Source organism: Lactobacillus sp. Sy-1 (assembly GCF_019303535.1).
In the GTDB taxonomy this organism is placed as follows: Bacteria; Bacillota; Bacilli; order Lactobacillales; family Lactobacillaceae; genus Nicoliella.
This window is the reverse complement of record NZ_JACCIU010000001.1, coordinates 931,984-953,517: the sequence shown is the minus strand read 5'-3', so window position 1 is coordinate 953,517 and position 21,534 is coordinate 931,984. Positions and strand designations below refer to the sequence as shown.

16 protein-coding genes and 1 other annotated feature are annotated in these 21,534 nt (G+C 41.6%); of the genes, 2 read left to right on the top strand and 14 right to left on the bottom strand.

What is annotated here, in order from left to right; all coding sequences use genetic code 11:
* Positions 1–104: 104 nt before the first annotated feature.
* Positions 105–1,901: an aspartate--tRNA ligase gene (gene aspS, locus HZL42_RS03990; RefSeq protein ID WP_219054380.1), complete on the bottom strand. Its 1,797-nt coding sequence runs from the start codon at positions 1,899–1,901 to the stop codon at positions 105–107.
* A gap of 20 nt (positions 1,902–1,921) precedes the next feature.
* The gene (gene hisS / locus HZL42_RS03985) at positions 1,922–3,211 is read right to left on the bottom strand and encodes a histidine--tRNA ligase (protein ID WP_219054379.1); all 1,290 of its coding nucleotides are present in this window, start codon (positions 3,209–3,211) and stop codon (positions 1,922–1,924) included.
* Positions 3,212–3,270: 59 nt separating this feature from the next.
* Positions 3,271–3,449: a binding site (T-box leader), on the bottom strand.
* Between the two features lie 112 nt (positions 3,450–3,561).
* Here hisS and HZL42_RS03980 point away from each other — a divergent pair.
* Entirely contained in the window at positions 3,562–4,404 is an 843-nt protein-coding gene (locus HZL42_RS03980) for a fructosamine kinase family protein (RefSeq protein WP_219054378.1), read from the top strand.
* On the opposite strand, the gene HZL42_RS03975 is transcribed toward HZL42_RS03980, so the two are convergent.
* The 5 genes from HZL42_RS03975 to prmA are packed head-to-tail and all read right to left on the bottom strand — an operon-like array spanning position 4,390 to position 9,377.
* Positions 4,390–5,028 carry an HAD-IA family hydrolase gene (locus HZL42_RS03975; RefSeq protein ID WP_255552557.1) on the bottom strand — a complete coding sequence of 213 codons (639 nt, stop codon included), beginning with the start codon at positions 5,026–5,028 and terminating at the stop codon, positions 4,390–4,392. The genes HZL42_RS03980 and HZL42_RS03975 overlap by 15 nt on opposite strands.
* Before the next feature lie 11 nt (positions 5,029–5,039).
* Complete coding sequence (gene dtd, locus HZL42_RS03970) at positions 5,040–5,486, bottom strand: D-aminoacyl-tRNA deacylase (protein ID WP_219054376.1); 447 nt, start codon at positions 5,484–5,486, stop codon at positions 5,040–5,042.
* A 23-nt stretch (positions 5,487–5,509) separates the two neighbouring features.
* Positions 5,510–7,738 (bottom strand): bifunctional (p)ppGpp synthetase/guanosine-3',5'-bis(diphosphate) 3'-pyrophosphohydrolase, encoded by a 2,229-nt coding sequence (locus HZL42_RS03965; protein WP_219054375.1) that lies wholly within the window; start codon positions 7,736–7,738, stop codon positions 5,510–5,512.
* Between the two features lie 12 nt (positions 7,739–7,750).
* Positions 7,751–8,491: a 16S rRNA (uracil(1498)-N(3))-methyltransferase gene (locus tag HZL42_RS03960; RefSeq protein ID WP_219054374.1), complete on the bottom strand. Its 741-nt coding sequence runs from the start codon at positions 8,489–8,491 to the stop codon at positions 7,751–7,753.
* 4 nt (positions 8,492–8,495) lie between these two features.
* Entirely contained in the window at positions 8,496–9,377 is an 882-nt protein-coding gene (gene prmA / locus HZL42_RS03955; protein WP_219054373.1) for a 50S ribosomal protein L11 methyltransferase, read from the bottom strand.
* A 203-nt stretch (positions 9,378–9,580) separates the two neighbouring features.
* Here prmA and HZL42_RS03950 point away from each other — a divergent pair, with 203 nt between their 5' ends.
* Positions 9,581–10,561: a LacI family DNA-binding transcriptional regulator gene (locus tag HZL42_RS03950; protein WP_219054372.1), complete on the top strand. Its 981-nt coding sequence runs from the start codon at positions 9,581–9,583 to the stop codon at positions 10,559–10,561.
* 40 nt (positions 10,562–10,601) lie between these two features.
* Here the strand turns inward: HZL42_RS03950 and HZL42_RS03945 are convergent, their stop codons facing one another.
* The 7 genes from HZL42_RS03945 to dnaK form a co-directional block, all read right to left on the bottom strand.
* Positions 10,602–11,360: a fructose permease gene (locus tag HZL42_RS03945; RefSeq protein ID WP_219054371.1), complete on the bottom strand. Its 759-nt coding sequence runs from the start codon at positions 11,358–11,360 to the stop codon at positions 10,602–10,604.
* A 193-nt stretch (positions 11,361–11,553) separates the two neighbouring features.
* The gene (locus HZL42_RS03940) at positions 11,554–13,842 is read right to left on the bottom strand and encodes a bifunctional glycosyltransferase family 2 protein/CDP-glycerol:glycerophosphate glycerophosphotransferase (RefSeq protein WP_219054370.1); all 2,289 of its coding nucleotides are present in this window, start codon (positions 13,840–13,842) and stop codon (positions 11,554–11,556) included.
* A 15-nt stretch (positions 13,843–13,857) separates the two neighbouring features.
* Positions 13,858–14,832 carry a hypothetical protein gene (locus HZL42_RS03935; protein WP_219054369.1) on the bottom strand — a complete coding sequence of 325 codons (975 nt, stop codon included), beginning with the start codon at positions 14,830–14,832 and terminating at the stop codon, positions 13,858–13,860.
* 115 nt (positions 14,833–14,947) lie between these two features.
* Positions 14,948–16,216: a solute carrier family 23 protein gene (locus HZL42_RS03930; protein WP_219282854.1), complete on the bottom strand. Its 1,269-nt coding sequence runs from the start codon at positions 16,214–16,216 to the stop codon at positions 14,948–14,950.
* 166 nt (positions 16,217–16,382) lie between these two features.
* The gene (gene lepA, locus HZL42_RS03925; RefSeq protein ID WP_219054368.1) at positions 16,383–18,227 is read right to left on the bottom strand and encodes a translation elongation factor 4; all 1,845 of its coding nucleotides are present in this window, start codon (positions 18,225–18,227) and stop codon (positions 16,383–16,385) included.
* A 117-nt stretch (positions 18,228–18,344) separates the two neighbouring features.
* On the bottom strand, positions 18,345–19,529 hold the full coding sequence (gene dnaJ, locus HZL42_RS03920) for a molecular chaperone DnaJ (RefSeq protein ID WP_219054367.1): 1,185 nt from the start codon (positions 19,527–19,529) through the stop codon (positions 18,345–18,347).
* 115 nt (positions 19,530–19,644) lie between these two features.
* On the bottom strand, positions 19,645–21,510 hold the full coding sequence (dnaK, locus tag HZL42_RS03915; protein WP_219054366.1) for a molecular chaperone DnaK: 1,866 nt from the start codon (positions 21,508–21,510) through the stop codon (positions 19,645–19,647).
* Between the last annotated feature and the right edge of the window lie 24 nt (positions 21,511–21,534).

The window sequence follows — 21,534 nt, the reverse complement described above, 5'->3', positions numbered from 1 at the left end:
TAGTCCCTCCTTATAAAAACATGCAATAAGTATACCACCAAAAAATAAATTTAAAACACTAAAAAGGGAAGAATCAATGATTCTCCCCTTTTAGCTTAATTCAATTATTCTCTAGAATCGTTATCATCGTGTTCAGTAACTTCAATTCCAAGGTCAAGGAGTTGCTTTGGTGCCACTTCAGCCGGAGCGCCAGTCAATGGCTCAACAGCCTTAGAGTTCTTAGGGAACGCAATTACGTCACGAATGTTACCCCGTTGAGCTAACAATCTAGTAAACCGGTCTAATCCGATTGCTAACCCACCATGAGGTGGAAAACCATATTCAAGCGCATCTAAGAAGTAGCCAAACCGTGCTTGAGCTCGTTCCTTACTAAAGCCCAGGGCAGCTAGCATTTTTTCTTGTAGCTCACGGGTGTGAATCCGGATTGAACCACCACCTAATTCGAGCCCGTTTAGGATAATATCGTAACTTTGGGCGTGGGCTTTGTGAGGATCTTCACCTTCGTTTAGGTAGTGTTCATCCCCTTCATTTGGCATTGTGAATGGGTGGTGAGCAGGAACCCAACGGTTGATTCCTTCATCGTATTCAAAGAGTGGCCAGTCAACAACCCAGAGGTAGTCAAAGACGTCCTTTGGAATCATGTTTTGTTCTTCAGCAATTGCAGTTCTTAGATAGCCTAAGGTATCTGCAACCACCTTGCTTCTATCAGCAGCAAATAGTAGTAAATCACCAGGCTTTGCGCCGGTTGCTGCTAGGATTTGCTTAAAGATTGTTTCATCCTTAAAGAACTTAGCAATTGGACCGCTAAAGCCATCGTCAGTAACCTTTAGCCATGCTAATCCTTGGGCACCGAATCGTTTTACGTAGTCCGTGTACTTGTCAATATCCTTTCTTGAATATGCGTCAGCACCACCGGGAACGGCGATTGCCTTTACTTGATCGCCATTTGCAACCACGTTTGTAAAGACCTTGAATTCAGAATCCTTAACAACATCTGAAAGATCCTTTAATTCCATTCCAAACCGAACGTCTGGTTGGTCAGTTCCAAAGCGATCCATTGATTCTTGCCAAGTAATCCGTTTAAATGGTGTCTTAACATCGATATCTAAAGTATCCTTCATTACCTTCTTAATCAACCCTTCGGTAATGGCTTGGATTTCTTCAGCTGATTGGAATGAAGTTTCCATATCAATTTGGGTAAATTCTGGTTGGCGATCACCACGTAAATCTTCATCCCGAAAACAACGAGCGATTTGGTAATACTTATCCATTCCAGCCCCCATCAACAATTGCTTAAATAATTGTGGTGATTGTGGAAGGGCGTAAAATGATCCCTTATGAACTCGGGAAGGGACAAGGTAGTCCCGCGCCCCTTCTGGCGTTGAAATCGTAAGGTCTGGGGTTTCAATGTTTAAGAAGTCTTGGCTATCAAAGTAGCTATGAACGGATTGTAAAATCCGGTTCCGAACCAACATTCCCTTTAACATTTCTGGTCTTCTAAGATCTAAATAACGATACTTCAACTTTAGTTCTTCAGACACGTTAATGTCATCTTGAATGTAAAATGGAGGGGTCTTAGCCTTATTCAATAGTGTTACTGAACTAACTTCAACTTCCACTTTTCCAGTCTTCATATCAGGGTTAATTTCATTTTCAGAACGCGCTACTACGGTCCCTTCAACTTGAATTACGTATTCGCTTCTGAGGTCTTCAGCAACGGATAAAGCTTCCTTACTATTATCTTCACTAAACACTAATTGAACGATTCCTTCACGGTCTCTTAAATCAATAAAAATTAACTTTCCAAGGTCCCGTCGCTTTTGAACCCATCCATCTAAAATTACCTTTTGGCCTAATAAGTCTTCATTTACTAGTCCAGCATAAGTAGTTCTGTCTTTCATTACTTTTCCACCATCCTATTTTAATTAAAATGCTTATCAATCACTTTGCCAAAGTCGTTCTTAACGTCATCAACTGGAATCGTTTCTTCTTTACCAGTTTGCATTTGCTTGACGTGAATTGTATGGTCAGCTAATTCTTGATCCCCAATGGTTAGCGTATATTCAGCTCCCAATTTATCGGCAGACTTAAACTGTGCCTTGGGCTTACGGTCCAAGTAGTCGCGGTCTACTGAAAAGCCATCCGCACGGAGCGCTTGAACAACTTGAAGGGAAGCTACATCGGTATCATCCCCGATCCCCACTACGTAAGCATCCAATTGATTCAAATCTGGGAACTGAACCCCTTCTGATTCCATTAATAGCAAGAGCCTCTCCAAACCTAAACCAAATCCGATTCCGGAAACTTCAGGACCACCAAGTTCTTCGACCAGTCCGTTGTAACGGCCTCCAGCACAAATGGTAGTGTAACCACTCCCTAGTGCCTTGGAATTTGCCATAATTTCAAAAATCGTATGGTTATAGTAGTCAAGGCCCCGCACGATTTCAGTATCAACTTCATACTTGATTCCTAAGCTGTCCAACAAAGTCTTGACCTTATCAAAGTGTTCTTGGGAAGTTGGCGTTAGGTAATCTAAAATCCGTGGCGCATCAGCCACCAGCTTTTGATCATTGGCATCCTTACTATCAAGAACCCTAAGCGGGTTTTTGTGAAGTCGCTGTTTAGAATCATCGCTTAGTTCATCAAAGTGAGGTTCTAAGTAATCAATTAAGGCTTTCCGATAGGCATCCCGACTTTCAGTATCCCCTAAGGTGTTTAGAGCCACCTTCAAGTCACTGATTCCAAAATGATTTAGGAGGTCTAGCGCCATTGCAATTACTTCGGCATCTAGGCTAGGCGAATCACTGCCAAATGCTTCGACCCCGATTTGATTAAATTGGCGTTGCCGACCTGATTGAGGCCGTTCATAACGAAACATTGGTCCCATGTAAAAGACCTTGACTGGTTTTTGGTGTTCGGGTCCATATAATTTATTTTCAATGAACGCCCTAACTACCCCGGCAGTTCCTTCTGGACGCAGAGTAATGTGACGATCACCCTTATCCTTAAAATCATACATTTCCTTGGTAACAATATCTGAAGTATCCCCGGAAGTTCTAGAGAATACTTCGTAGCTTTCAAACATGGGCGTTCTAATTTCCTGGTAACGATAATCAGCAAACAGCATCCGAGCAGTATCTTCAATGAATTGCCATTTTTGTGATTCCCCTGGTAAAATGTCCGCAGTTCCTTTTGGTTTTTGGTATCTCATACGGAGTCCTCCTACAATAATCAATCAGGCCAATAAAAAAAGCCCCTGTCAAAATAATTGACAAGGGCGCAAAGAGCGCGGTACCACCTTTTTTATTGCTAATAGGTAACGTCTATGCAACGAATAGCTAAGCTATTAACCTCTAAAGTGTCCTTCCGTTTTAATGATGGCATTTTTCCACCCATCAAATGCTCTCTAAGCATCACCAAAACGTACTCTTCTTTTTCACCGGTCTAATTTTTAATTCAAGTTAAGATTAATCGAATTAGGTTCAAAAGTCAAGGTAATTCACCTCGAATTTAAAATCGACTATAATTAAAGATACGTTTTATAAAAGGATGGTGTTTAAAATGTTTAAACTTACTTCGAATTGGCTCGCCCAACTGCCAATCAAAAATGTTCAATCCTACCAACCAGTCAGTGGTGGTGATATCAATGAATCATTTGCAATTTCAGATGGTCAAACCAAGTTCTTTATGAAGGTCCAACCCAACCGCGGCGCTGAGTTCTTTGCACATGAAGTGGAGGGAATTAAATTATTGGGGCAAGCCGCTAACGTTCCAACCATAGTAGATTTTGGTGAAATTAACGGGGATGGCTTTTTAATTTTAAAGTGGATCGAACAAAGTAGTGGCAGCCAGTTTGAACTTGGTCAAATGGTGGCTAAGGTCCATCAAATCCATGCTAATCAATTTGGTTTAGACCATGATTTCATGGCAGGTCGGGTTCCCAAAAACAATCACTGGCAATCAGATTGGCAAACATTTTACGTTAATCAACGCCTATTGCCACTTGCTAACGTTGCTAAGCAAAAGGGCCGTTGGAACTCATTTCGCGAACAACACTTTAATGCAATGATCGAACAAATTAACACTTACTTCGCAAAGCATCCGACCATCCCCAGCCTACTGCACGGCGATTTGTGGTCTGGTAATTTCACTTTTTCCGGTGGTCAACCATATTTAATTGACCCAGATGTTTACTATGGTGATCGTGAATTCGATATTGGGGTTACAACCGTCTTTGGTGGTTTTAACCAGGATTTCTACGCCGGTTATAATTCAGTGTATCCACTAAAAAAAGGCGTTGAAGAACGCCTTCCTTGGTATCGAGCATATTACTTATTATTTCATCTAGTCCTATTTGGTGAAACATACGGAGCCGGATTTGACAATTGTCTAAAGCCGTTTTAAAGCTGGCATTAGTTCAGATAATGCAGCTACCTTAACCTCTGGATTACCAGTGGAATGAATAATGCCATCTGGATCAAATAAGAATCCGTCGATGTTAGCATTATGGCCCGCATCAATATCTAGTTTCCGATCGCCAATCATTGCAGCGTGACTACGGTCAACTGAGTATTTATCAATTAAATAGTTCAAAGAATCCGGATTCGGTTTCCGCGGAAATGATTGTTCACTGGTGACGAAATCAGTGAACAATTTTTTGATGCCAACCCGCTCCAGCATCGCCAGTGAAATTTGATCCCGATGAGTTAGCAGGAAATTTTGGCCGCCATGATCAACGTTCCACTTTAGAATTTCCACTGCTCCTGAAAACGGCTTACTATTTACCACTAGGTGATCCTGGCGCTTCTTGAACGGAGGCAAAATTGCAGATTGCGAAAGGTTGAACTCAGCCGCAAACCGATTAATGGCACTTCCTGCAGAATGTCGCCGCATTTCTTCATAGTAGGCGTTATCATCCATTTCAATTTCATCGATTCCTAATTGTTGAAGGGTTTGGTCAAAGGCAGCCACCATCATTGGATAGGTATCAAAAAGGGTCCCATCAAAATCCCAAAATAAGCTTCGCAAATCCATTCCCCCTACTTATTATCAGTATCAAATAATATGGTTACCGGACCATCATTATCAATTTCAACCTGCATATCCGCGCCAAATACCCCGGTTTGAACGTCAAAACCTAGGCTAACTAACTTAGCGTTAAACTGTTGATAAACCTGGTTAGCATGTTCTGGTTTCCCGGCATCAAAGAATGATGGCCGGTTGCCCTTGGCAGTGTTGGCATAGAGGGTAAATTGAGAAATCGATAAAATTGACCCGTTAACAGCGGCCAGGTTTAAGTTCATCTTCCCAGCTTCATCTGCAAACAGCCGAATTTTAGCAATCTTATTAGCAAGGTATTCCACTTCTGTTTCTGTATCTGAATCAGAAACCCCTACTAATAGTACGAACCCGGTCCCAATTTCACCGTGAACTGCTCCGTCAATTGAAACCCGTCCCTTAGTTACCCGTTGTAAAACAACTCTCATGAAAATCCCCCTCTAAATAAAAGCTACTTGAATGGTCGCTTAACCACGTAAACATCTGAAATGTTTTTAATGTGATCAATAATTAGGTTCAATTGGTTGAGGTTCTTAACCCCCACCCCAATTGAAACGGTAACGTTCTTTTCATCATGAATCTTTCCCTGAACGGAAGTTAGATGTTTAGAAATGCTGTTAACTGACTTAATGATATCATTTAATAATCCATTTCGATTGTATCCCTGAATGGAGAGGTTCGTGATGTATTCCTCCCGTTGGTTCAACTCATCGGCCCAATGGACGTTAATTAACCGTTCACCAGTTTGCATGGCCTTTTTTACATTTGGACAATCCACACGATGGACTGAAATTCCATTTCCTTGGGTAATGTAGCCAACAATATCATCACCTGGAATCGGGGCACAACAATGGCTTAACCGCACTAATAGGTTCGAAACCCCTTCTACCACGACCCCGTCAATGGAGGTTGTTTTTTTCTTGGGTTTTTTATCGTCATTTTGGATTGTTTGGTGTTCCTCTAAGATGCCCCGTTGTTCAGCTTCTTGCCGTTCTAACTCCTGGGCTTGCCGGATGTGGCTAGTGAGCCGGTGAACAATCGTATTTACCTGAAGGTCACCAAACCCAACCGCTGCGTACAAATCAGAAGTGGTCTTGTAGTCCAGGCGTTTTGCAGACTTCGCCACGTTAGATTCTTCTAGCACCTCATTAACGTTAAAGCCGGCTTCCTTAATTCCAGAAGCAAGCATTTCACGACCAGATTCAACCATCTTATCGTGATCGCGTTTCCGGAAGTACTGCTTGATCTTATGCCGCGCCTTACTGGTAGACACCAGTTTAATCCAATCCCGACTGGGCCCAGTCGAAGCTGGTGAAGTCATAATTTCCACTAAATCGCTATTTTTGATGCGATAGTCTAGGGGCACAATTTTACCGTTTACCCGTGCACCCGTGGTGTGGTTCCCAATATCAGTATGGATCGTATAAGCCATGTCTAATGGTCCGGCACCCTTTGGTAGTTCCAAAACATCCCCGTTAGGAGTAAATGCATAAACGTGATCACCGAATAATTCACCCTTAACGCTTTGCATGAAGTCAGAGGCATCATCAGTGTCTTCTTGGAGTTCGATGATCTTTTTGAACCAATTCAACTTGGTATTATCGGTGCTGCTCTTAACCTCACTCTTAATTCCTTCTTTGTAGGCCCAGTGAGCAGCAACCCCGTATTCAGCAACCCGATGCATTTCGGCCGTCCGAATCTGGATTTCCAATAGTTTCCCTTCAGGTCCAATTAGAGTCGTATGCAGGGATTGGTACATATTCGCCTTAGGCATTGCAATGTAGTCCTTGAACCGGCCTGGCATTGGCTTCCACTTAGTATGCACGGCCCCTAAAACAGCATAACAATCCTTCACTGACTCCACAATTACCCGAATCGCAAAGAGGTCATAGATTTCCTCAAATTTTTTATGCTTATTGTGCATTTTTTTGTAAATCGAGTAGAGATGCTTTGGCCGCCCATAAATTTCATCGACCTGAATGTCCATTCCCTTCAGTGAGTCCTTTACTTCTGCTAACGCTTCGTTAATATAATCAACCCGTTGCTTACGTTTCGAATTCATTGAGTTAACAATTTGGTAGTACTGGCCCGGATTAATGTAGCGGAGGGATAGGTCCTCTAGCTCCCATTTAATTGTTCCAATCCCGAGCCGGTCAGCAAGGGGGGCGTAAATTTCAATTGTTTCATCAGCAATCCGCCGTTGTTTTTCCGGATTTAAATGGTTTAACGTTCGCATATTGTGCAAGCGATCAGCTAGTTTAACAATCATCACCCGAATATCCTTACACATTGCGAGCAGTAACTTCCGATGGTTTTCCGCCAACTGTTCACGGTGTGATTTATACTTGATCTTACTTAACTTAGTAACTCCATCAACGATTAAAGCAATGTCACTGCCAAATAGTTCCTGAATGTCACTTAGTTCAGCCCCAGTATCTTCAACCACGTCGTGTAAGAAACCAGCGCTAACCGTTTCGGCATCCATCTTTAGATCGGCTAGAATTCCGGCAACTTGAACCGGATGGACAATGTATTCCTCTCCCGATTGCCGCTTTTGGCCAGAATGCGCAATGGTGGCAAATTTAAGGGCCTTTTTAACTAGTGCAACGTCTTCTGGTTGCATGTAAGTATCAACCTTCTTAATCACATCGTTTGATTCCAAAACTTTAAATTGCGACATTTAAATCCCCCCTTAACTTAATTCAGAAAATGCTGAAATGGCTGCCAATAAGTACAGTGGTGCCGTTTCAGTTCTTAGGATTCTAGGTCCTAATCCCGCTTTTTTAACGCCCTTACTTTCCATCAACTCAATTTCTTGTGGTGAAATTCCACCTTCCGGGCCAAAAACCGCCAGAATTGAATCGTTGGGATGCATCTGGGCTACCGTTTGGTGTAACATCGATTCTTCGCCGGCCTTAGCGGATTCTTCATAGGCCACGATTTTTTGCTGATAATCACCAGCAATAATTAACGCTAATTTAGCTTGGTATTCAATTGTCGGCACCTTATTGCGATGTGACTGTTCAGCTGCACTTAGCGCAATCGTTGATAATCGGTCGATCTTTTTACCAACCCGGTTCGGCTGCCATTTCGCAATTGACCAATCACCAGCAAAGAAAATGACCCGATCAACCCCCATTTCAGTTGCCTTTCGAACCATCCAATCAGCCTTATCATTCTTGGCCACTCCACACGCAATTGTAACTGAAAATGGTAACTCCGCATTCAATTGCTTTTGGTCAATAATTTTAATCTGTGGCTGGGCATCCGACTGCACTAATTCACCAATAAAAACATGTTCAGCATTATCAACAAACTCTGCCCGGTTCCCAACGCTTGCTCGCATTACCCGTAGCCAATGTTTTTGAACAGCGGCTGGTAAGCCAATCGTTTGTCCAATTTGAATTGATTGATTTAAAAAATAGTGTTGCATGGCATTAATCCTCTTCTAATCTTCTAGTGGCAATGATGCCGCGCCAATCATCCATTGCCAGCGTTTCACTAATTGTAAACCCATTTTGAACTAAAGTATCAATAATTAGGTCGAACTTATCGTTAATAATTCCAGAAATCACCATTTTACCACCCGGTTTTAAGCAGTTAAACGCCTGGGGAATTAACGGCTGAATTACATCGCTAAGCATGTTAGCAGCAATGATATCGACCACGTCATCAATTCCATTCAACATGTCATTGGCACTAACTTCAACGTCCTTAGCAACTGGGTTTAAATTGATGTTTTCTAATGCTGAACTGACAGCAACTTCATCTAAATCGAACGCTTTGATGTGCTCGACACCCATTAATTTAGCGGCAATGCTTAACACCCCTGAACCAGTTCCGACGTCTAGCATCGATTCACCGCCCCGAATCACGGTTTCCAACCCCTGAAGGGTCAAAATCGTTGTTGGGTGGGTACCAGTTCCAAATGCGCGACCGGGATTTAATTTAATAATTAACTCGTTTTGACTAGTGGGCTGGTATTCTTCCCAATCTGGCACCACTGTCAAAAAGCGGGTCAACCTAGTCGGATGGTAGTATTTTTCCCATGTTAATGCCCATGAGTCATCGTTAACCGGCTTTAAACTAATTTCAGCTGGACTAGGATCGAGCCCGAAGTCAGCTAACTGATCAATCCGCACTTGTAGCTCCGGAATTAATTCGTTGATTTTGACTCGCTCATTAAAATAAGCGTTGATTACAACTACTGCACTGTGATCATCAACCTGAATTCCACTCGCGCCAGCTTCCATCAACATATTATTAATGGCTTCGATTGACTCATTATTAGTCTTTACAGTTAATTCTTGCCATTCCATCTAGATTCCTCATTTCCATCATGCTCAAGGTAGTTTAAGAAGTGGAGCGTTTCGCTCCCCATTAATCTAAAAAATCGACTATCAGCCATTTTACATGATCGTATATATTTAATATTAATGATAATCAAATTTTAATTAAAAGGCAAACAGATATTGAGGTATGCTAATATATATAATAGCAAAATTAAGCAGGGGGAATCCAAATGGATAAGCGCATCACAATTCAAGATATTGCAAACTTAACTGGGCTTGCCAAGTCCACTATTTCACGGGCCTTAAATAATGATTCCAAAATTTCAGAAACCACCCGCGCGCTCGTTAAAAAAGTTGCAAAAGATAATCATTACCATCCCAACTTAGTGGCCCGCAGTATTGCCACCCACCAAAGTCGATTAATTGGAATTATCATCCCTGCATTCGAAAACCAATTTTTTTCACGAATTTTAGATGCCATCCAAAGTTGTGCAGCTAATCAACACTATCAACTAATTATTGCCACCACCAACGAGCAACCCCATCGTGAAATCCAAGCGGTAAAGGCGATGCGGAACCAAATGGTGGCGGGAATCATTATCGCAAGTACCGGGAAGATTCAAAATTATCACCAGTTGATTGGATCCCTTCCAGTCGTTTTTATTGATCGGGTGGTAAATGCTAGGGAAAGCAATCACTTTAATAGCATCTTAGTGGATAACATTAACGGAAGTTATAACGTTGTCAATCAAATGTTAGCCAACGGTGCCGAACGGATTGGGGTAATTGCTAACAACCTCTTTCAAAAGAAGTCTAATCGTTTAATTGGCTATCAAAAAGCACTGGTTGACCATAACATCCCCTTCGACTCAGATATCGTAAAGTATGCCAGTCAAGATGGTAAGGATGCCGCACCGCTAGCTAGTCAACTATTGATTAACCAAGCCTGCGACGGAATCTTTGCAACTGACAACACAATTTTAAAGGCCATTTTAAGGCAATTGACCACCCAACAAGTGGCCAATCTACAAGTCGGTACCTTCGATGATAATTCTTACTTGTCATTGATTGGGATGCCCATCATCGCTAACCAGCAACCAGCTACGGAAATGGGGATTGAGGCATTTAAAATCCTAAGTAATCAAATTAGCCACCCGCACCAACCGGTCAAACATATCAAGTTAAAAACCACCATTAAAAACTACACGTAAAAAGGAGTTGCCCGGCTAGGACAACTCCTTTTGAATTAAACTAATCTTCTGATTCACCGACAGTTCCAACATCGATTGCTTGGTGCTTAAGTGATGGAAATACCTTTTTATCTGAGATTCCAGTAATACTTCCTTGGAATAAGAATGCAAAGACAGTTCCGAGACCAAAGTTAGCAAACTTGATCATTAATGGTCCTGGCGTAATTAATGCGGCAATCAATGCCATAATGGTAGGTGGAATGTAAGATAACCACATCGCCTTAGTAGCACTACCGTTACAGAACTTGAAACGAAGGATTTGCATTAAATCATCAGCGGGATGCAATGCGATGTTAACCCGTTGGTAAATTGAAATTGCAAGTCCGATGAATGCTACCCCCAAGAAGTTAAGGAAGATGTAGAAAATCGTCATCCCTAACCCATGAGCAACTGGGAACACCTTAGTAAAGATGTTTGAGAATAATTGAATCAAGAGTGAGAAAGGTCCCAAGAAACAAATGTTTCCAATCAACCGGTTCCAACTCCACTTTCCCACTAATACCATGTTTAAGAAAGTAATAATCAAACCTAATCCAAAGAATGCCCAGAATAAAGCAGTTGGGTTATCAGGACCCAAGAGGGCCTTTCCTAAATTACTTTCAGCAGCGGTCCAGTAAGCTGAACCTAAAAACGATGGACTAACCTTAGCACTTGATACCAAGGTCAAAACGTTTCCTGCTGAATTAATGATCAATGAGATAACGAAGTACACAATTGCGCTAGTCATTGAAATCGTCCGAGTAGAACGTCCAGAAGCCATAATTTAATCACCTATCCTAAATTTGTGAATGTTTAATCTAATTAGCACTTACATATTTACTAACAGTAACTGAAGTAAATACTAAATTCCAACAATCATTGTGAAATTCATAACAAAATAAATTATATAACATTTAATTAAAAAATCAAGCCTTTTGAGAGACTTTTTTTAATTAAGTAACCGTTTCCATTATTTATTTATCAGAATCGTTCAACAATACATTCACAACTTTTTCGGATGCATTTCCATTTTCCCATGCATCAAAGCGACGGTCGAATTCCTGGTAGCGTTCCGCATACTTAGCCTTAATCGTGTCGATATTCTTAATTGCATCGACAATTTCATCGTTCGTTTTAAGCAGTGGGCCTGGTAAATCCTTTTGCATATCCAAATAAAAGCCATGCAGGACCTTAGCATAGTTATCATAATCATATACAAAGTATAGAATTGGCCGCTTTAAAATTGAGTAATCAAAGAAGACACTCGAATAATCGGTAATCAAAATATCAGAAACTAAGTATAGTTCGGAAACATCTTGATAGTTAGATTCATTAAAAACAAAGTCGCCGAAAGTAGAAGTATCAATTCGATCGGTAATGAAGTAGTGGGTCCGTAAAATCATTACATAATCGTCCCCGAAGTTTTCCCGAAGCTTTGCAACATTCAACTTTAATTGGAACTTATATTCATTTCCACTAGCCCGTTCGTCATCCCGCCAGGTTGGTGCGTATAGGATTACCTTTTTATCTAATGGAATCCCCAGCCGTTTTTTAATTTCAACCGCCCGCTGGTCGCGATCAGGAGCATTTAAAATATCGTTCCGTGGGTACCCAGAATCAATCATCTTATCCTTAGGATACATAAATGCATGGTTAAATACATCCGCTGAAAATTGGTTCGGCGCAATTAAATAATCCCATTGACGGGATTGTTCGTAGAAGTTCCGTTTGTACATTGGGGTCGCATTCACAACGTTATCAATGTCAAACACTAACCGCTTTAGTGGAGTTCCATGCCAAGTCGATAATAGTTTAGTCCCGGGGCGTTTAACGAACCAGCGGGGTTGGCGAAGGTTAAATACCTGGTATTTAGAAGTTGCTAAATAGTACATGTATTTAAATCCGAACCGCTTCACGACGGTGGTGTTAGCTTGACCTGCTAATGATTCACGAACTTGGGGATCGGATGCACTCCAAACGTGTTCATACTTTCCAGGATAGTGCTTTTGAATATACTCATAGATGTACTTAGGGTTATCAGAATAATTCCGACCCAGAAATGATTCGTAAAAAATAACGTTCGATTTAACTGGCATTTTAGTAAAAACGTTTTGGTAGAGCAATTTGGTGATTCCCCGTCCCCTGCGTTTTAGGAGTCGGTGGGCGTTTCGACCGAACACCAATGATACGATCAATTTCTTAGCTAGTCCGTAGTTTCGATCAATTAGCGAATTAATGATCCGGCGACTTAATATGTTAACGCTCTTTAAAGCTTGTTGATCGATTAAGTTAAGGTAATCACTAACTAACTGGAGCGTTTGATCAACATCCCCCATTGAATCTCGTTCATCTAAAACAGCCTTATACAGAGTCCGGTTCAATCTTCGAACCGTGTATTCTGAAAACGCCAGCTTAAATTCAGGATTCGTAAGTTGTTGGTAACCGTCAATCCATGATTTGACCATTAATTGCCAACGGTCATCACGAGCTAACTGCGCATTGGAGGGATCGTTAATTGGATCGTTATGATAGACCAAAATGTATTGGTAATTATTAACTAATACCAACCGCTTACTGAAGTTTAAGACCCCCATCATAAACTCAATGTCAGAATATAACTCATTATTAGCATTAAAGCGGAGGTGGTGATCCAGTAGAAACTGACGCTTAATTGCCTTCCCAGCCACTACTAACTGTGCACCCAGTTGATTGTAATGATTTTCCTTTGAATAAATATTGTATTTATTGGTAATCCAGTGGGCAGCACGTTTGTTTAAATTCAGGTGCTTTAAGTCAGCGGGAGTTAAGTTTAAACTTTTGGTTCTTGGTTTCCGTTTCTTACGACCGCCCCAATCAGGAAGAACGTCTTTTTCACGATGGTTGATCTTAAGGTCCTTCAGAAAAGCTTCTTGGGTTTCATAGGTTTTATAGTGGTTCAAACCAATAATGGTATCATCATTCCGAGGGGTCATGTGGTTCAAGCGTTTGAAGGCATCCTTTAATAGAAAGTCGTCCGCATCAACGAAAACAACGTAATCACCAATTGCAGCGTCCAAAGCAGCGTTTCTAGCTGCCCCAATTGTTTGCGGTGCGTATGAGACAATCTGTAATGGGAATTTCCCCTCTTGAAAGCGGTTATCAAAGTCGTTACATGCAATAATCCATTCAAATTTAGTAAAGGATTGGGATTCTAAATTAGCTTTTAACTCAACTAGTCGATCTAAATCCTCAGCCTTACAAGGTGTAATGATACTAAATTTCATAATTTCATTTCCCCCCTAAAATATTTGTTTAACGGAGTTTAAAACGCCCCGTTTAGCTTTCCTAGCCTTTAGTTGGACTTGATTTTCTGCTGGTAAATCACTAACAGCATCGTTCAACAGCTTAAGCCAATGATTTCGATCTGGCTCACTATGATCATCCGCATGAACTGATTCATATATAGTTGCTAAACGGTTCGCTAATGCACTTAAGTAGTAATTTTTAATTTTTTCATCGAAAATGAAGGCGCCGTTTTGAATCAACAACAAACCTTGCTTTACCTGTTCGGCAGTCGAATTAGCGCTAAGGACCATGGTTGGCATGTTCAATCGGACAAAATCATCATTATCAATTAAATCGTAGAGCAACTTTGCTAGGTAGTTCTTATCACTGTGTAAGCGCTCAGAATTAACCCGGTATAAAACGTTTCGACCAGTTAGGTCAACGTTATTAAAGAACGTCCGGTAACGATAATTCCGGTCATTTAAGTAGTAACTTTGGAGTCCTAGTAACAAATCAAGTTTTTTTGATAAAGGTAGGTCAAATAATGATTCCCTTGGATCCACTTCAAAAATATGACGAATCGTGGTTTCCTTGACCTCGCCTAAATTTTCAAAAATGGGGTCGAGTTGATCTGAAATTCGTTGGTCATTATTAACATAATTTAGCATTAATAAGTCCGTGGCATGATTGGTTAACGTGTTTTCCCATTGCATTATCGCATTGGGAAGTAGAGCATCGTCAACGTGTAGATTTAACCAGTAAGTATCTCCGGAATCAGCTAGTGTGACATCCGTGAGTGAATCAATTACCGTGATTGGCAGCTCATGGCGGTCAATATATTCAAATAAGCCCGTCTGCAACTGACTAGTTTGCTTAATTATAATTTGAAGTTCACTGGAATGGTATTGGCTAGTTATGTTATTCACAAAACTACTTAAATTGGGTTCATCTAATAATTGGTTCGGTAAAATATTAATTATAAACTTCATATAATCCTCCTAGGCGCTATGAAATTTGGTTGATTAGCCTTAATTATAAAGGAATATAAAAATAACCGCAATTCTGGTCAATTAAAAAGGCCCATTTATCCGGGCCCATTGATGATTATTTATTTTCTTTTGGTAGGAATAGGTTTAGAAAAATTCCGATTACGGTGGCTAATGCTAAGCCAGTAAATTGAAATTGATTTCCAATTTGGAGGTAGGCGTTTCCCACCCCAATTACCAAGATAATGGATGAAATCATTAGGTTGCGCTTGCTATTTAAGTCCACCTTTTTTTCAACCATTAACTTAATTCCACTAGCTGCAATTGTGCCAAATAATAAGAAACTAATGCCCCCGATGACGGGTGCAGGCATCTGCATAATCAAAACATTTAACTTGTTAACGAACGCAAAGAGGATTGCAAAGATGGCCGCCCCAATTAAAACGTAGACGCTGTGCACCTTAGTAATTGCCATTACCCCGATGTTCTCACCATAACTGGTAACTGCTGGTCCCCCTAGCAATCCAGCGGCAATTGAGGCCGCTCCATCACCAGCGAGTGTCCGGTTGAGGCCGGGATTTTTAAAGTAGTCCCGGTGCGTCAGTTCATCTAAAACCATAATATGTCCAATGTGTTCCGTCATCGTTACGAACGCAATTGGGGCAATCGCAATGATGGCCCCCACGTTCAAATGGAACGAATAGTTCACGAACGGGATTTCAAACGGTGGCATTTCAAACCAGGGCGCCTTTGCAATTACGCTCACATCAACCAATCCGGCTAGAATTGATACTCCATACCCACACACAATTGCGAGGAGGATCGGAATCAAGCCCAAGAATCCCTTCAAATATATATTAAAGAATACGGCTAAAAAGAGGGTCAAAAGGGCAATCATAAAGAACTTAATATCATAGTGGTTGTTATTCATCATCGCGTCCTTAGCAGCGCTTCCCGCAAGCGATAACCCAATTACAATGATAATCGGCCCCACGACAATTGGTGGTAGTAAGTGGTCAACCCAGTCCTTGCCAATCATCGCAATGATTGCTGCCACAATTAGATACACAATTCCTACGGTTACGACCCCTTGGGCAATTCCAGGGTAACCAGTGGTCTTCATTAACGCTGCCATCGGCACAATGAACGCAAAGCTAGACCCCATGTAGGCTGGGATTTGCCGTTTGGTAATCAAAATATGAAGCAACGTTCCCACCCCGGATGAAAACAGGGCAATGCTGGGGCTTAAGCCCACCAGTAGTGGTACGATTACCGTACTGCCAAACATTGAGAACATATGTTGTAGAGATAACCCAATCCAAGGGAGTAACTTGGGTTTATCGTTAACATCTAAAATGGCGTCATTGTCATGGTAATTATTATTCATTTGAAAAATTCCTTTCAAAAAAAGCCCCCACTAAGCGACTAGTTAATGGGGGCTTTCAATGCAGCCAAAATCGGATTATTAATTCGAACCATCTTCTAGCCTCTCTGGACTAATTAAAGATATTATATTATTAACATGTTACTGAAATTGAAACCAAATGTCAATCCTACTTGGTTCCACCATCGGTTTCATCTTCATCGGTCTTTAGAACCGCCATGAAGGCTTCTTGTGGAATATCCACCTTTCCAACCGCCTTCATCCGTTTCTTACCGGCCTTTTGCTTTTCAAGTAACTTCATCCGTCTAGTCCGATCACCACCATAAAGCTTAGCAGTAACGTCCTTCCGATATGCCTTTACGTTGGTTCTAGCAATTACCTTAGCCCCAATGGCAGCTTGAATCGGAATTTCAAAGTTTTGCCGGGGGATAATCGTCTTTAACTTGCCAACAATATCACGAGCCCGACTGGCAGCAAATGAACGGTGGGAGATAAAGCTAAGTGCATCAACCCGGTCTCCGTTCAAGAGAATGTCAATCTTCACCAAATCACTTGGTTGATAATCATCTACTTCGTAGTCCAAAGAGGCATAGCCATGGGTCCCAGACTTCAGTTTGTCAAAGAAATCAAAGATGATTTCAGATAGTGGCATATGATAAATCACATTGACCCGGGTATCATCTAGGTAATCCATGGTTTCGAATTGTCCCCGGCGTTTTTGACAAAGCTCCATTACCGCTCCAACGTAGTCGTTGGGCACCATAATGGTTGCCTTCACAAATGGTTCCTCAATTTTTTTAATGGCGGAAGCATCTGGCATTTCGAATGGGTTATGAACATCCACTTCATTTCCATCGTTAGTAAAGGCATGGTAGGTAACGGAGGGCGCCGTTGTAATTAGATCCAGGTTAAACTCCCGTTCTAGTCGTTCTTGAACCACGTCCATATGCAATAGTCCTAAGAATCCACACCGGAACCCAAACCCTAACGCTTGGGAATTTTCAGGTTCAAATTCCAAGGAAGCATCGTTTAACTTCAACTTTTCTAGGGCTTCACGGAGGTCCCCAAATTTAGCGTTATCAGTAGGGTATAGCCCGGCATACACCATGGGGTTCATTTCACGATAACCAGGAAGGGCCTTTTCTGCCGGCCGACTAGCCAGGGTAACGGTATCCCCGACCCGGGTCTGCGTAATATCCTTGATACTAGCGGTAATGTATCCAACATCCCCCGCCATTAAATAGTCACGCTTAACCGGATGGGGAGAATTGACCCCCACTTCGGTAACATCGTACTTGGTCCCACTATTCATCAATAGAATTTGGTCGCCTGGTTTTACGACCCCTTCTTCCAACCTAACGCTCAATACCACTCCACGATAGTCATCGTATACTGAATCAAAAACCAACGCCTTTAATGGCGCATCGATGTCACCACTGGGGGCGGGGATTTCGTGGACAATTTTTTCTAGTAAATCGGGAACCCCCAGCCCCGTTTTAGCACTGGTCAGGGCCGCATCATCGGTATCTAAACCAATCATATTTGAGATTTCGGCCTTCACATCATCTACCTGTGCTGAAGGCAAATCCACCTTATTGATCACGGGAATAATTTCTAAGTCGTCATCTAGTGCTAAATAAACGTTCGCTAGCGTTTGAGCTTCCACTCCCTGGGTAGCATCCACGACTAGCAATGCCCCTTCACACGCCGCTAAACTCCGTGAAACTTCATACGAAAAATCGACGTGTCCGGGGGTGTCAATTAGATGAAATTCATAGTCATGACCATCCTTAGCGTGGTAAGTCAACTTAACCGCATTCAACTTGATTGTAATTCCACGTTCACGTTCCAATTCCATATTGTCCAATAGTTGATTCCGCATATCCCGCTTGGCAACCGTATCGGTTAATTCCAAGATTCGATCAGCAAGCGTTGATTTTCCGTGATCAATATGTGCGACAATGGAAAAGTTCCGAATATATTTTTGGTGTTCCTTCATTTCATTAAGATCCATTTTTAGTCCTGCCTTTTCCTTTTCGTTTCGATAATCATTTCCTTTAATTATAACAATCACAACGCAGGATAACAAATTAGAACCAATAAAAGCCAGCGATAGGCTGGCTTTTATTAATTATTTCTTATCAAATTTATCACGCATTTTATCAAAGAATGATTGGTTCTTAGTGATGTTAATATCTTCACCACTAGCATCAGCAAATTCCTTTAACGCTTCACGTTGCCGCTTATTTAATCCCCGAGGGGTGATAATGTTAACGTTAACCACCTCATCGCCACGGCCAGAACCATTTACGTTTGGAATTCCCTTCCCCTTTAAGCGGAAGTTAGTACCAGTTTGGGTTCCAGCGGGAATTTTCAGACTAACTTGACCATCTTCGGTCTTACTATCGTCATTTAACGCCCGCACTTTAATTTCACACCCGAGTGCAGCTTGGGCAAATGAAATTGGTTGGTTGTAAATAATCCGGTTTCCATCGCGTTTAAAGTACTTACTTGGTTTAACAGAGAATAGAATGTATAAATCCCCGTAAGGACCCCCATTACTACCGGCATCCCCCTGTTGAGCTAGACGCATTTGTTGACCATCATCAACTCCAGCCGGAACCGTAACCGCAATTTCATGGGCTTGTTCAGTTTGACCAGCGCCATGACAAGTTGGGCATTTTTCTTTGATTTCCTTCCCAGTTCCATGACAAACTGGACATTCTTGTTGGCTTCTCATCCGACCAAGGGGCGTGTTTTGTTCAACAGTAACATAACCATTTCCGTGACAGTGTTGACAAGTTTGTGGTTTAGTTCCTGGTTTAGCACCATTTCCGCCACAGGTTTGACAAGTTGCTTCCCGATTGTACTTAATCGTCGTTTGTTTCCCAAATACGGCTTCATCAAAGCTCAATCCCATTTGGTATTGCAGGTCACGACCTTGAGTAGGCGCATTTGGATCATGGGCTTGGCCACCGCCGCCACCAAAGAATTGACTAAAGATGTCTTCAAAGCCACCGCCGCCAAAGCCTTGGCCGCCACTAAAGCCACCAAATCCGCCGGCGCCACCAGCACCGCCACCACCGAATCCCTGTGGACCATCAGCAGAACCATATTGATCGTAATTAGCCTTTTTATCTTTATCACTTAAAACTTCGTACGCTTCGGTAATTTGCTTGAATTTGGCCTCAGCATCCGGTGCCTTATTAATATCTGGATGGTACTTAGCCGCAAGTTTCCGGTAAGCACGTTTAATGTCATTTTCACTGGCATTATGATCAAGGCCCAACACCTTGTAATAATCTTCTCCAGCCATTGTTTGCCTCCTATTTCAAATTAATTTCATTTTAAAGGATTAAAACCCCTTAGACAATAAAAAGCCAAAGCCTAATCAGCGACTTTGACTTTTTATGACAACGAATTAATGACAATTATTTGTTATTGTCCTTCTTATCATCATCGTTAACTTCGTGGAAGTCACCGTTAACTGTGTTGTCATCACCCTTAGCAGCGTCTGCACCAGCATTTGCACCGGTATCAGCACCACCTTGAGCTTGTTGGTTTTGTTGATATAACTTAGTAGCTAATTCTTGAACTTGCTTTTGTAGTTCGTCCTTCTTAGCCTTCATATCATCAAGGTTGTTTTCTTCCTTAGCCTTCTTCAAAGCATCTTCAGCATCCTTAGTACCCTTGATTTCATCTTCAGATACCTTGCCTTCAACATCCTTCAAAGTCTTGTCAGTTTGGAAAATCAATTGGTCAACTTCATTCTTTAAGTCAACTTCTTCTTTGCGCTTTTCATCAGCATCAGCATTAGCCTTAGCTTCATCCATCATCTTGTTGATTTCGTCATCTGAAAGACCGTTAGAATCCTTAATGGTAATCTTTTGTGACTTACCAGTTCCCTTATCCTTAGCAGAAACGTTAACGATTCCGTTCTTATCAATATCAAAAGTAACTTCGATTTGAGGGATTCCACGAGGGGCAGCTGGAATGTCAGTTAATTGGAATTGACCAAGCGTCTTGTCATCAGCAGCCATTGGCCGTTCACCTTGTAAGACGTGGATATCAACGGCTGGTTGGTTATCAGCAGCAGTTGAAAAGACTTGACTCTTTGAAGTTGGGATGGTTGTGTTTCTGTCGATTAACTTAGTGAAGACCCCACCCATTGTTTCAATTCCAAGTGAAAGTGGTGTAACATCAAGTAAAACAACGTCCTTAACGTCACCGGTTAACACTCCACCTTGAACAGCAGCACCATCAGCAACGGCTTCGTCAGGGTTGATTGAGTGGTTAGGTTCCTTCCCAGTCCATTCCTTTACGGCTTCTTGAACGGCAGGAATTCTAGTTGAACCACCATTTAAAATAACGTTATCAATGTCGGAAGTGGATAATCCAGCATCCTTTAAAGCGTTATCGAAAGGCTTCTTAGTTTTTTCAACTAGATCGGCAGTTAATTCATTGAACTTAGAACGGCTTAACTTAGCAGTTAAGTGGAGAGGCCCTTCATCGCCAGAAGCGATAAATGGAAGGCTAATTTCAGTTTCAGAAACTCCTGAAAGATCCTTCTTAGCCTTTTCAGCGGCATCCTTTAACCGTTGTAATGCCATCTTATCCTTTGATAAGTCAACGCCGTGTTCCTTCTTAAAGCCATCGATCAACCAGTCCATAATCTTCTTATCGAAGTCATCCCCACCTAAGTGAGTATCACCATTAGTTGAAAGTACTTGGAACACACCGTCCCCTAATTCAAGAACAGAAACATCAAAGGTCCCACCACCAAGGTCATATACCAATACCTTTTGGTCGTTATCCTTCTTGTTTAATCCGTATGCTAAAGCAGCTGCAGTAGGTTCGTTGATAATCCGCTTAACGTCTAGTCCAGCAATCTTACCAGCATCCTTAGTTGCTTGTCTTTGAGCATCATCGAAGTATGCAGGCACGGTAATAACTGCCTTGTCAACAGTGTCGCCAATGTAGTCTTCAGCAAACTTCTTGATGTATTGTAAAATCATTGCTGAAATTTGTTGAGGAGTGTAACTCTTGCCATCAATATCAACCTTGTAGTTACTATCACCCATGTGACTCTTGATTGAAACAACGGTGTTAGGGTTAGTGATCATTTGCCGTTTAGCAACTTCACCAACTTGGATTTCACCATCTTTAAATGCAACTACTGAAGGGGTTGTTCTGGAACCTTCTGGGTTTGGAATAATCTTTGGTTCGTTACCTTCAAGAACGGCAACTGCTGAATTAGTAGTTCCTAAATCAATTCCAATAATTTTGTTACTAGCCATAATTTAATTTACCTCACTTTTTAT